At 33.1% G+C, this 12,884-nt stretch carries 10 protein-coding genes; all 10 read right to left on the bottom strand.

The window, feature by feature from the left end:
- Positions 1-14: 14 nt before the first annotated feature.
- The 10 genes from H611_RS0111770 to H611_RS0111725 all read right to left on the bottom strand — a co-directional run bounded on the left by H611_RS0111770 (position 15) and on the right by H611_RS0111725 (position 12,647).
- The gene (locus H611_RS0111770) at positions 15-752 is read right to left on the bottom strand and encodes a hypothetical protein (RefSeq protein WP_027138569.1); all 738 of its coding nucleotides are present in this window, start codon (positions 750-752) and stop codon (positions 15-17) included.
- Complete coding sequence (locus H611_RS0111765; protein ID WP_027138568.1) at positions 739-1,314, bottom strand: RNA polymerase sigma factor; 576 nt, start codon at positions 1,312-1,314, stop codon at positions 739-741. Before H611_RS0111765 ends, H611_RS0111770 begins: the two co-directional genes overlap by 14 nt.
- 267 nt (positions 1,315-1,581) lie before the next feature.
- A complete protein-coding gene (locus H611_RS0111760) occupies positions 1,582-2,559 on the bottom strand; it encodes a polyprenyl synthetase family protein (RefSeq protein ID WP_027138567.1) in 978 nt (325 codons plus the stop codon).
- Between the two features lie 111 nt (positions 2,560-2,670).
- Positions 2,671-3,711, bottom strand: coding sequence for a 23S rRNA (adenine(2503)-C(2))-methyltransferase RlmN (gene rlmN / locus H611_RS0111755; protein WP_027138566.1), 1,041 nt, complete (start codon positions 3,709-3,711; stop codon positions 2,671-2,673).
- A 185-nt stretch (positions 3,712-3,896) separates the two neighbouring features.
- On the bottom strand, positions 3,897-4,946 hold the full coding sequence (gene queA, locus H611_RS0111750) for a tRNA preQ1(34) S-adenosylmethionine ribosyltransferase-isomerase QueA (RefSeq protein WP_027138565.1): 1,050 nt from the start codon (positions 4,944-4,946) through the stop codon (positions 3,897-3,899).
- A 76-nt stretch (positions 4,947-5,022) separates the two neighbouring features.
- Positions 5,023-6,246: a 3-phosphoshikimate 1-carboxyvinyltransferase gene (locus H611_RS0111745; protein WP_027138564.1), complete on the bottom strand. Its 1,224-nt coding sequence runs from the start codon at positions 6,244-6,246 to the stop codon at positions 5,023-5,025.
- Between the two features lie 35 nt (positions 6,247-6,281).
- Positions 6,282-6,608 (bottom strand): nucleotide pyrophosphohydrolase, encoded by a 327-nt coding sequence (locus H611_RS0111740; protein WP_027138563.1) that lies wholly within the window; start codon positions 6,606-6,608, stop codon positions 6,282-6,284.
- On the bottom strand, positions 6,609-8,618 hold the full coding sequence (locus tag H611_RS0111735) for a DUF3857 domain-containing protein (protein WP_027138562.1): 2,010 nt from the start codon (positions 8,616-8,618) through the stop codon (positions 6,609-6,611).
- A gap of 52 nt (positions 8,619-8,670) precedes the next feature.
- A complete protein-coding gene (locus tag H611_RS0111730; RefSeq protein ID WP_157515078.1) occupies positions 8,671-10,719 on the bottom strand; it encodes a transglutaminase domain-containing protein in 2,049 nt (682 codons plus the stop codon).
- Positions 10,716-12,647 (bottom strand): DUF3857 domain-containing protein, encoded by a 1,932-nt coding sequence (locus H611_RS0111725; protein ID WP_084158181.1) that lies wholly within the window; start codon positions 12,645-12,647, stop codon positions 10,716-10,718. The genes H611_RS0111730 and H611_RS0111725 overlap by 4 nt, the downstream gene beginning before the upstream one ends.
- Positions 12,648-12,884: the final 237 nt, after the last annotated feature.

The raw sequence follows: 12,884 nt of genomic DNA, 5'->3' as shown, positions 1-12,884 counted from the left end.
AACCGATGGCCCAACTAATCATTGCGTTGAGCAACCGCCGTTTTTATAGTACCATAACTTTCTTTAATAGCTTTAAAGACTTTTGTTCTAAAAGATTCGTCTAATTCCAGTTCAACTTCATGTAATAATAAATCAGCATCGACTATTGCGCTGGAGCTTTTGGTTATACGTTGTAACCTAATTTCATTCTGCGCTTCAAGTAATAAGGCATCGACAATAGAATCTGTAACCTCCTGATTATTCATTTTTAAATCATGAACCTGTGCTAAAACCTCCTGTACTTTCACTTCCTCGAAAGCAGCAATCTCATTTTTCTTTTCATTGGGAATGGTTTCAACTTTTTTATTTGAAGCTATGCTTTCGGGATGCACAAACTCTTCCAAAGGCGTTTCCACTACTTCAACTTTAGATAAAACCTCGTTCGACAATCCTTCCGAAGGCTCTGGGATACTAACTATTTCAGTAGCATCAAGCGCTTCTTCATGATTCATAATATTCGTTTCAATTTCTAAAGGTGTATCTACAATTACCGGTACGTCTTTTTTATTTTGAAACATCAAATTTCCTAAAAACAACAGACCTGTTAAACTGGCTGCGATACCTGCAAACGTTAAAACTAGTTTTCTTCTGGTGCCAGAAGATCTTCCATGATCTAAACGTTCTTCTAGTTTCAACCAGGCATCCTTCGATGGTTTTAACTTTCTAGACTTCAGGTTGTTCCTTATTTTTTCTTCTACATTATTTGATACCATAACTTGTGCTATTCATTTTTTTTAATTTTCCTTGCAGCAACTTGCGCGCTTTAAATAACTGCGACTTTGAAGTGTTTTCTGAAATGTTTAACTCCTCTGCTATTTCATGGTGTTTATAGCCCTGAATGGCATACATAATAAAAACAATTCTATACCCATTAGGTAATTCGTCTATTAATTTCTGTATCTCAGCAACTTCTATATTAGTAGTCATATTTACAGAAAGTCCTACGTCTAATGTCTCATCTTCAACTGAAAATTCTACTTGCTTTTGTTTTCTTAAATAAGAAATAGACTCTCTTACCATAATGCGTCGAACCCACCCTTCAAAACTCCCTTCGTTTCTAAAACTTTTTAAATTAGTAAACACCTTGAAAAATCCATTTAACATGACCTCTTCGGCATGTTGTATGTCCTTTATATAAAACCTGCAAATGCTTAACATTGTAGGCGCATGCATATCGAACAACTTACGTTGTGCTTCACGATTTTGCTTCGTAGCACGAAGTATAAGTTCAGATTCACTTTTATGGAGTTTAATAACCTTCAAAAATGATTTCATTTTGTCTTCTATTTATTAAGACGCTAATTCTTTAAATATGGTTGCCTAGAGGCTAAAAAATATATAATGTTGAACTCTAAAATAATTTATAATCTATTGCATTATATTTACACAATTCAGAAAATGGTAGAGTTTTTACTTTATCAAAAGAATAACTGTAGGGCATTATAAAAATTAGCTAAAGTAGCGACTGAAGATACTCTAATAACGAATCTTATTTCAATAAAATACAATCGTCTAAAAACTACTTAAAAAATAATAAGAAACTTATTTTTTACGTTCTATAACGTAATTCACCATAAGTTTTAAAGAATCCTTGTATTTTGATTCTGGGTAAGCTTGTAATATTTGAAGAGCTTCATCCTGAAACTCCGTCATTTTGGTTATAGCATAATCTAGGCCCCCGCTATCTTTAACAAAAGCGATAACTTCTTTTACTCGCTTTTTATCTTTATTGTGATTTTTAATAGAATTTATTAACCACTTTTTATCTTGTTTATCGGCCTGATTTAATGCATAAATTAAAGGCAAAGTCATTTTTTGCTCTTTAATATCAATACCCGTTGGTTTACCGATTTGATCTTCTGTGTAATCGAATAAATCGTCTTTAATCTGAAAAGCCATCCCTATAAGTTCTCCAAACATACGCATCGACTCCACATGCTGCGAGTCTGGTTTAACCGATGCTGCTCCCAAACTACAACAAGCTGCTATGAGCGTAGCTGTTTTTTGTCGGATAATTTCATAGTATACATCTTCTGTGATATCCAGCTTACGAGCCTTCTCAATTTGAAGTAACTCCCCCTCACTCATTTCTCGAACGGCAATCGAAATAATTTTTAGTAAATCGAAATCACCATTATCGATACTTAACAACAAACCTTTAGATAACAAATAATCACCAATTAAAACGGCTATCTTATTTTTCCAAAGGGCATTTACAGAGAAAAAACCACGACGTAAATTACTATCATCTACAACATCATCATGCACTAATGTTGCTGTATGAATAAGTTCTATTACGGAAGCCCCACGATAAGTGCGTTCATTAATTTCTCCATTAGAAACCATCTTAGATACCAGAAAAACAAACATGGGACGCATTTGCTTTCCTTTTCGATTTACAATGTAAGTGGTTATTCTATTTAGTAAAGCCACTTTACTAGACATTGACAAAAGAAACTTTTGTTCGAAAAGTTCCATTTCGAAGGCGATGGGCTGTTTTATTTGCTCTACTATTTTCAAACGAATTGCTAAGAAAATTCAAATATAAGTTTTACGTGCTTATATTTTAGGTAAAATTAATATTTATATGACTAACAGAAAAAGAGATACTCCTTTTACTAAAAGTTACAACTAACTTTTATTAGCCAATTGCCCGCAGGCAGCATCAATATCTTTACCACGACTACGACGCACATTAACTACAATTCTATTTTTTTCCAGAGTAGCAATGTAATTTTCTAAGGCCTCATTAGAGGCTTGTTGAAATTCGCCATCATCGATTGGGTTGTACTCGATGATATTTACCTTACTTGGCACATATTTACAGAATTTCACCAGGGCATCAATATCCTTTTGTGTATCGTTAATACCTCCCCAAACCACATATTCATAACTAATTTTACGTTTGGTTTTAGCATACCAGTATTCTAAAGCTTCACGTAAATCGTTTAAAGGAAAAGTCTCATTAAATGGCATTATGGTAGTCCTTACTTCATCAATCGCAGAATGCAATGATACGGCCAGATTAAATTTAACATCATCGTCTGCCATTTTTTTAATTATCTTTGGAACACCAGATGTTGAAACAGTAATGCGCTTAGGAGACATTCCTAAACCTTCCTCCGAGGTTATTTTATCGATAGCCTTAATAACATTATTATAGTTCATGAGCGGCTCACCCATTCCCATAAACACAATATTACTTAAAGGTCTATCAAAATACAAACGACTTTCATTATCAATAGCCACCACTTGGTCATAGATTTCATCAGGATTTAAATTACGCATCCGCTTGAGTCTTGCAGTAGCACAAAAGCGGCAATCTAAACTACAACCTACCTGACTCGACACACAGGCAGTAGTCCTGGTAGCTGTGGGAATTAAAACCGACTCTACTATTAATCCATCGTGAAGTCTTACAGCATTTTTAACCGTACCGTCGGCACTACGTTGCATCGTATCAACTTTAATATGGTTAATAACAAAGTTATCTTCCAGCATTTGACGAGTTTCTTTAGAGATATTGGTCATATCATCGAAGGTATGCGCAGCCTTTTGCCAAAGCCACTCATACACCTGATTACCTCGAAAAGCCTTATCTCCTTGCTTTACAAAGAAGTCTCTTAATTGCGTTTTAGTTAACGCGCGAATATCTTTTTTTTTTGTTGCCATAGATGATGCAAAAGTAATTAAAGTTTCTTAGTTAATCCGCATTAAGAATTGCTTGGGTGTCCTTTTTAGATTAGCCAATTTCATATCATAAAATAGCCTATTTATGACCTACTCTCAAGCACAAACAAAGGCTTCAATTTAAAAAACGCCAAAAAAAAAGCCTTGAATAAACAAGGCTTTTAGTTTTATAAGATTAGCATGGCATCCCCATAACTATAGAATTTGTATTTTTCTTTTACAGCCTCATCATAAGCCCGTTTTATAAAATCGTGACCTGCAAAGGCAGATACCATCATTAACAAAGTCGATTTTGGTGTATGGAAATTGGTAATCATACAATTTGCAATACTAAAATCGTATGGAGGGAAAATAAATTTATTAGTCCAACCATCTATTTGATTTAGCTCGCCATTTGAAGACACAGAGCTTTCGATAGCACGCATAACAGTAGTACCTACTGCACATACGCGTTTCTTTTCTCGAATTCCTTTATTTACCGTTTCTACAGCTTTCTCATCGATAGTAAGTTCTTCACTATCCATTTTATGCTTAGATAAATCTTCTACTTCTACAGGATTGAAAGTTCCTAAGCCTACATGTAAAGTTACCTCAGCAAAATTCACTCCCTTTATTTCAAGACGCTTTAATACATGCTTAGAAAAGTGTAGTCCGGCAGTTGGAGCTGCTACAGCTCCTTCGCTTTTTGCATAAATAGTTTGGTAACGCTCTTCGTCTTCTGGTTCTACTTCTCTTTTAATATATTTAGGAAGAGGCGTTTCACCTAGGTCGTTCAATTTTTTTCTAAACTCAGTATAAGAACCATCATAAAGGAATCGTAAAGTACGTCCTCTTGAAGTTGTATTATCTATTACCTCAGCTACTAAAGTGTCATCATCGCCAAAGTATAATTTATTACCTATTCTAATTTTACGAGCTGGATCTACTAATACATCCCACAGGCGTTGCTCTTCATTTAATTCTCTAAGTAAAAACACCTCTATTCTAGCACCTGTTTTTTCCTTATTACCATATAATCTGGCTGGAAATACTTTTGTATTGTTTAGAATTAAAACATCATCTTCGTCAAAATAGTCAACAATATCCTTGAACATTTTGTGCTCAATAGTTTGATTTTTTCTATCTAAAACCATTAAACGCGCCTCATCTCTGTTTTCTGCTGGATATTCCGCTAATAATTCATCTGGTAAATTAAAACCAAAGTGTGATAATTTCATGTGTCTGTGTTTATTTTTTAAGCAAGGTGCAAATATACAATCTGCGAATAGGCCTTGTCAAGTAAATAGATGATTTTTATTTAGTTAATTTAAAACCAATAGCCTCTAGATCGTCCCAAAATGTTGGATACGATTTAGAAACCACCATAGCATCTTCAATAACTATTGAAGTTTTAAGTGCCAAAGGTGCAAATGCCATAGCCATTCTATGGTCGTTATAAGTAGCAATAGCAACATCTGGCTTTATGCTTGTTGAAGCTTTCAAGTGTAAGGACTTATCAGTAATAGTAACCTCCCCGCCCAATTTTTCAATCTCGGTCTTTAAAGCCACTAACCTGTCTGTTTCTTTAATTTTTAAGGTATGAAGTCCAGACAAATCGCATGGTATTCCTAAGGCAAAACAGGTAACAGCAATAGTTTGTGCTATATCTGGGGCATTCTTTAAATCCAACACTAAAGGCCGTAATGCTTTTGCCTCCTTCTTAAGTGTTAAGCTATTATTTGAAAATATTGCAGTTACACCAAAATGTTTGTAAATATCAACTAATACACTGTCTCCCTGCAAACTATTTTCTTTATATGAAGACAAGGCAATTTCAGTTCCAACATCAGCCATCGCTACTATGGAAAAATAATAGGATGCAGAAGACCAATCAGATTCAACCACTAAAGTTGTAGGTTCTAAGTTGCCAGATGCTGGATTCACTTTTATAGTTTGCCCAACAAAAGAGGTTTCTACACCAATTTCATTTAACAAACTAAGTGTCATATTTATATAAGGCACCGAAGTTATCTCTCCTTCTAAGGTTAACTCTAAACCATTTTCAAGTCGGGATGCTATTAAAAGTAAAGACGAAATATATTGACTACTTACATTTGCATTTAATGACACTTGATACTTAGTTAATTTCTTACCCTTAATTTTAATTGGTGGATACCCACTATTTTCAACGTAATCAATATCTGCTCCCAACGCCTGAAGTGCTTCAACTAAAATTTTAATCGGACGCTCTTTCATTCGTTTAGAACCGGTAAGGGTTACTTCACGACCTTCTTGTATCGCAAAAAATGCCGTTAAAAATCGCATCGCTGTTCCAGCATGATGAATATCTACAACATCCGACTTAGAGCTCAAGGCTTTAGTCATTAAATTACTATCGTCAGAATTAGAAATATTCTCAAGATTAAATTGTGGATACAATGCCTGTAAAAGTAATAAGCGGTTCGATTCACTTTTAGACCCTGTAATCTGAATAGCAGATTGTTTTGCTATTTCAGATTTGTGAAGTTTGATATGCATAATAGTTAGTTCGCTTTTTTAAAGTGGCTGCTAATTTACTTTAATTTTTCGTTATTATGATGCCTATCATGGTCGCGTTTACCTTTCTTATCCATTCTTTTATCGAAAGCCTCTTGTAAATCAACACCCGTTTGATTTGCAAGGCACAATACAACAAATAATACATCGGCTAATTCTTCACCTAAATCTTTATTTTTGTCGCTTTCTTTCTCACTTTGTTCTCCATAACGACGTGCAATAATACGGGCCACTTCACCAACTTCTTCTGTAAGCTGTGCCATATTAGTAAGCTCGTTAAAATAGCGAACACCATGATTTTTTATCCACTCGTCAACTTCCTTTTGTGCGTTTTGAATATTCATTTATACTTTAGTTAAAACAATTTGTTCATTCTCTTTATCAACAATTCTCTTAAAATATTCCTTTAAAGTTTTATAATATAAAGGAGAAACTATAGCCTGATTTAATTCTATATTCAACATTAACTGAATGGATTGCCCACTTGTCGTTAAAACATATTTAAAATCACCTAAATTATCTGGAAGGGCCAAAGATACATTTTCTGGCACAGATTCCACAACATAACCTTCTGGTATATTAATTATTACTCTGTATTTTTGCGCGGATGGATACCCGAAATCTATAGGGAATTCTCTGTTTTCCGATTTAAATGGATTTTCATTGGTTTTTAAAAATAGTAAAGGTGAAAAATACATTTTCTCTCCAACAATATCAGCTTGTTCCTCTTTAATAAACTTATAAGATTCTAAAATTGGCTTCGCTAATTCCGTCGCATTAGAAACTTTAAAATCTGATATTTCAAATCCCACATATTTATTTTCTAATTTGTCTAAAAAATCATCTTTATTCGCCTTCAGGTATTTTTCTCTATATAACAAAGCATCATGATTTGTTTTTGAACTTCTTAATGCGCCTTCTACCTTACCTGTTTCTGCCATATTAGCCATCACTGTTATACTATGTATCGAATTATTTTTAGGATATAAATCTATAAGTTTAGAAAGTCCATCCTTTTTAATTATTCTACCTTGCCAGTTAAGGGTACGATATGGCAAAATATTAGGTGAACTATATTCGCTGGTTCCATCTAACAAAACATAGCCTTCAGATAGTTTAACACTTGAAATCACGTAATTATAACCTTCTCTGGTAGGAAACAAAGGCACTCCATTATTACGGGTACTTACTAAAACGGGATACGCATCTAAACCAGCATATCGCAACATAGCCGTTAACATTAAATTAATTTCTGCACTATTCCCTACCTGATCCTTATAAGCACTTTTTACGCCTTCTGAGGCATATTTACTATAATATCCATTCCACTTTACACGAGATTTCAAATACGCATATATTAAACTCAACCTCTTTTCAGGTTCTTGAGCTGTAGCGATTAATGCATCTATGTCGTCTTCAAAATAATTTGTCTTATTTAACTCAGTACCAAAATTGGGACTATCGTAAATAGTTTTCACGACATCTTCCCAAGTAGTCGTTATATATTTAATTGGAGAGTCTGGAAACTTCATAAACGACAATTCATATTTTACGGCTGAACGATAATTATCTAAATTATTCACATATGGTTCATCTTTTAAGGCCGGAACATTTTCTAAATGATACGTCGATACCGTTTTAGTAAATTCAACATCTGAATATTCGAAATTTGTTTTTGAAATATTATATCCGGTTCTAGTTTTGTTTGTAAAAGTAATTTTGTCACTTACTGATTCTACTTCTGGAGATACCATTAAAAACCCTTTAGTACTAACCTTAAAAGTATAATATTCAGGAACTTCAAATTTTGATAGTAATTTCTTTACCGGAATATCATGTTGAAACACAAATTCATCAACATTTTGAGAAAAAGGAGAAACGATTCGGTACTCGTATTCTATAACAGAACCTTCTTTAACATTTGGCATAGTAAATTTGGTTTCGTTATAATATTCGCTACGTTCTGTTTCAAATATTCCGTCTTTTTTTAATTTAGTTTCTTCAATCTTACCATCGGTTCCCAGATTGTATGTATAAGCTTTCAAGCCTGTTAATTTCTCTTCATCTTTACTTGATCTATATAAGTAGACAGATTTTGTAGCATAGTCGTATCCTTTCTGATTGTATATTTTAATGCGTTCGTGGACTTCGGTAATTAACTGAAAACCGCTCTCTTTATTGTAGTAGTAATAACTCCGTCTCTTCTTATATAAGTATGCCGCATTCGCTGAAGAATCTATTGAACAATATACTTCTTGCAATTCTGATTTTGATACATCCCGGAAATCATAATCTTGGGCTAATACTAACTGACTCATAGTTAATACAACTATGGATAAAATAAGGTTTTTCATGTAAATTTTAAAGATTTGATGGTTAATATGTTCGTAAATGGTTTAAGACTCTTTATTCGATTTTTTTAACTAAAACGATTTGTTCTAGCTGCTTTTCAAACATGTTCCTATAAAAAGATTTAATCCTAGAAAAATATTCCTTTGCTACTACACTCCTGTTGATTGAAATAATGGAAGAAAACACAATGGAATTTTTAGATGATGAGATGTCATATTTATAAAATCCCAAACCATCTGGTAATTCTTCGATTACTGGCTCCGGCAAAATTTTCACCCTGTATCTTTCAGGAATTTCAATATTAACATGATATTTTGAGATAAAGGGTGTCCCAAAATCAATAGGAAAACTGCGACTATCTTCTTTAAAATACTTTTCAAAAGAGGTTAAGAAAAATAATGGAGACACAAACATTTTATCCTGAGAAATGCCTACACAACTATCCCGTTTAAACATAAAAGTTTCTGATACTGGCTTATTGTATTCAACCTTATTTAATAATTTATAATCCGTAATTTCAATCCCTCCAAAATCTGAAGCCAGTAATCTTAAATATTCTTTTTCGCCAACACCTTTATTATTGTTTCTAAAATCTAGGGCAAATTGATTACTTCTCATATTTCGGTATACGCCCTGAATATTTCCAACTTCATCAATCTTCACTTTCATTATTGTATTATTAACAGCATGTTTCTCTGGATACAAATAAATTTTCTCGATGGAGCCATCTTCTTTTAAACTAAAACCTAACCAATTCTTCGCATGAAGTGGTAATACATTAGGAGCTGCATATTTCTCAGAAGCATCTAATAAAACATCTTCAGTTGGCAAATTAACCTTCGTTATAACATAATTAAAAGCGTTATAATTAGGACATAACGGAAATCCATTGTCTCGGGTAGTAACCAATACTGGGTTGGCCTCAAATCCGGAATAGCGCAACATAGCAGAAAGCATTAAATTGATATCGGCAACATTACCTTTACCTTCTAAATACACATCATTTAAATCTTTTGATGTGTAAACTCCATATTTGCCATTGCATGCTACCTTTGATTTTACAAATTCATAGATATGCTCCATTCTGGTTTTTATATTTTCCTCCAAAGCCTTTATACTATCAATATCCGATTTGAAGTAATCTGTTTTCTCTAATTCTCCCAAAAACTCAGGACTGTTATATATCCTTTTTACAACTTCTTCCCAGCTAGGAGTTTCCCCTAAAACCAGCAACAGTGAGGGATTGAAATTTTTTAAATTATTAACATAATCAACTTTTTCTAAGGCTGGTATATTAATATATTTAAAATCCCTACCTTTTACTTGAAAGTTCTGAATTGTATTTCTTGGATTATCCATACTTAATCTAAATTGAGGAGATGCGTCACTAAACCAAGTTACATTTGACCAATATTCCTTCTCCTGTAAACTCATATCCACCCACCCTCTCGTGGGGTCTATAAAATTAACATTAGATGCTGTAGGTTTATAGCTTAGTTTCTTTACATCTCCGATAGGCATTACTTCTTGCTTAACAAAATTAGAAGGCATAAACACTGCGCTAAACTCTTTTATTGGAATTTCATATTGTAAATCAAACTCTCGAGCATTAAATGAAGAAGGCATCTTGACAGCATATTGGAGATCTAATACACTCCCCTCCTCTAAATTAGGAATCTTTAACATAAACTCGATATAAGTTCTTGTCTCATTAATAATTTCTAAATCAGATAAATTAAATTCCTCTATTTTTATTTCATTATCAATTAAACTATAAGCTTTGGCTTTAAATTCTAGGAATTCATCATTACCAGCTTTACTCTTAAATAATTTGATTTTCTTGTGAGCATATTTAAAACCTTGCTGGTTGTAAAATTTAATTCTATCAAAATATGAAGCTACTAACCAAGATTTTTCATCTTCTGGATTTAAAAAATAGGTTTCTATTCCTTTATATAAGAAAGCAGCGGTAGATGAGCTATCTTCTAAATAATATTGCTCCTTTAGCTGTCCCTTTCTCACTTTCCCAAACTCATATTCCTGAGCTATTACAAACTGACAAACAAACAGCAATACTAAAACTACGATACTCTTTTTCATCATAATTGATTTTTTATTAGAGCTACTTTTATATGGTCTAGTTTAGAAACTTCCTTAAGGAAATTTCTAAATGCCGTATAGTCTTCTCTTGGGAATTTACCATCTCTCAAAACAAACTCTCGAGTATAAATAAGTGTGTTTTTATCTTTTTCTGTAACCTCATAATGATAAGATCCAAACTTGTTTTGAATTTCCTTCTTACCAGGCAAGACTTCTACTCTGTAATTGGATGGTAAGGTAATTTCGACTCGATCCACATCTTTAAACCCTCGTACAATTTGCACTGGTAATTTTCGGTTTCGGTAACGATCTGGAATATCATCACTCCTATTAAAAACGTTCAAAGACAGCAGCATACGATCACCAACAATTTTTGGATAATTCGTAGCTTTAAAATCTATTTCTTCTAAAAACTCAACGGCTTGCTTATCATTATTAAACTTCATATTACTAATGAAGATATTATTCACATAGCCCCACCTGTCTTTATAATAAGAGTCTAAATCGCGACTGGTTTCTAATTCCAATCGATACTTTTGATCGTATTGTAATCCTTGAGAAATTATTTCCACATGAGCCTCTATTACCCCCTCGTTTGACACAGAATAATTCCCATTAACATGTTGAACATTCTCTTCCGTCTCATATTTTTTGGTGTGTTTAATCTCCCCGCCTTCCGGCTTAATAACCAACACGTCGCGATTGTCTGTAAAATCCCCAATAAAACCAAAAGGCAAATCCTGACTGGTACATTCCAACCAAATATCATCGGCCTCTTCTTGTGGAATATTTAAAATAACATGGTTTGTTTGTCCTCCAAATGAAACAAAATCTTTATCTACACTTATTTGATTTTTACTTGAAGCATAAAGACGTGTATAATAAGATTTCACCCCTACATAATCTAATAATGCTTTCGTATAATTACTTAAACCTTTACAGTCGCCATACTTTACATTATCTACATCCAATGCCGCTATAGGCTGCATCCCTCCAATTCCCACTTGCACACTGATATACCGCGTGTTGTTTTGCACAAATTCATAAACAATTTCCGCTCGCTTTATTGGATCATCGATGCCGCTCACTAGTTTATCAATTTCCCTTTTTGTTTCTTGAGAAATTGCAGTTCGACCAACTAACAAATTATCATGAAACCACTTTCCCATCCCAGCCCAATCGTCAACCTGAGCAAATACACCTTCATAATTAAATTGATTAACTGCCAACATAGCTCTTGGCATAAAAGATTGGAAAGGCGGACTGTAATCTTCTGGTTTTATAGCTTCAAGATTTTTAATCTGATATTCTATTCCACCAATTGTTTCAGTTTTTTCTAAATTTAAATTTTCGAAATTATTCTCTTTTGTTCGAATGGAAACATGTTCAGGAAAACCAACACTATAAACACTTTTCTCAACAGCTACAAAAAAACCATCGATAGGAACAAATGATGGAATGAATGCTGTATTTTCGGTACTAACCTCGCAAGTAAACTCGACAGTATAAGGATAATTTATGGGTGTAAAATCCAGATACATCACTCTGGAATCAGAATAAAGCGTACCGCCATCAACAGCACTTACATCCTTAAAATCGTTCTTTTTAAACTTATTTAATTCATTACCATATGCATCAAAAATTACAGCTTGTAGTTTCTTTACTTTTCTGTCGTTATCATAATAAACCAATGCATTTACGTCATCATTACCTTCTTTATTTAAGACCGTAATTATGCGCTTATGTTTTATATTCATGTCCTTCGACGATTCTAAAACAATACCGACATCATCTAACCTAACTACGGCATTAGCATTGGAAGTTAAATGAGCTGGAATAGTTAAGGATGTATATAATTCTTCTTGAGAAGAAACTAAAATAGTAGAAAATAGTAGAAAAAAATTAAGGTATTTTTTTAAATGCATCATCATTAGCAGAAGGTTAGTTACTCGAATAATTGTTAGCTTCTAAGAATTAAATAACTGAGAGAAAAACCTTTAGCACGAAATACCGGTTTAATTAAAATTCTTACAAACTCAAATATATAAAAATTGGTCGAAAATTCATATAATTTGAATGTAATAAGATATTAAATCTACTTTTATTTAGAAGGCAATTAAAATAACTTAAATGAGCAATATATTCTAAGAAAAGTACTTGCCCAATTT

The organism is Gaetbulibacter saemankumensis DSM 17032, from assembly GCF_000425645.1.
Lineage (GTDB): Bacteria > Bacteroidota > Bacteroidia > Flavobacteriales > Flavobacteriaceae > Gaetbulibacter > Gaetbulibacter saemankumensis.
Note: the sequence above shows the minus strand (reverse complement) of the source record. Positions and strands in the feature narration are given on the sequence as shown.

What these genes read in the sequence shown, in the direction of transcription:
- H611_RS0111770 (WP_027138569.1), bottom strand. Translation starts at nt 752, where the DNA reads ATGGTATCAAATAATGTAGAAGAAAAAATAAGGAACAACCTGAAGTCT.
- H611_RS0111735 (WP_027138562.1), bottom strand. Translation starts at nt 8,618, where the DNA reads ATGAAAAACCTTATTTTATCCATAGTTGTATTAACTATGAGTCAGTTA.
- H611_RS0111745 (WP_027138564.1), bottom strand. Translation starts at nt 6,246, where the DNA reads ATGCATATCAAACTTCACAAATCTGAAATAGCAAAACAATCTGCTATT.
- rlmN (WP_027138566.1), bottom strand. Translation starts at nt 3,711, where the DNA reads ATGGCAACAAAAAAAAAAGATATTCGCGCGTTAACTAAAACGCAATTA.
- H611_RS0111740 (WP_027138563.1), bottom strand. Translation starts at nt 6,608, where the DNA reads ATGAATATTCAAAACGCACAAAAGGAAGTTGACGAGTGGATAAAAAAT.
- queA (WP_027138565.1), bottom strand. Translation starts at nt 4,946, where the DNA reads ATGAAATTATCACACTTTGGTTTTAATTTACCAGATGAATTATTAGCG.
- H611_RS0111730 (WP_157515078.1), bottom strand. Translation starts at nt 10,719, where the DNA reads ATGATGAAAAAGAGTATCGTAGTTTTAGTATTGCTGTTTGTTTGTCAG.
- H611_RS0111725 (WP_084158181.1), bottom strand. Translation starts at nt 12,647, where the DNA reads ATGATGATGCATTTAAAAAAATACCTTAATTTTTTTCTACTATTTTCT.
- H611_RS0111765 (WP_027138568.1), bottom strand. Translation starts at nt 1,314, where the DNA reads ATGAAATCATTTTTGAAGGTTATTAAACTCCATAAAAGTGAATCTGAA.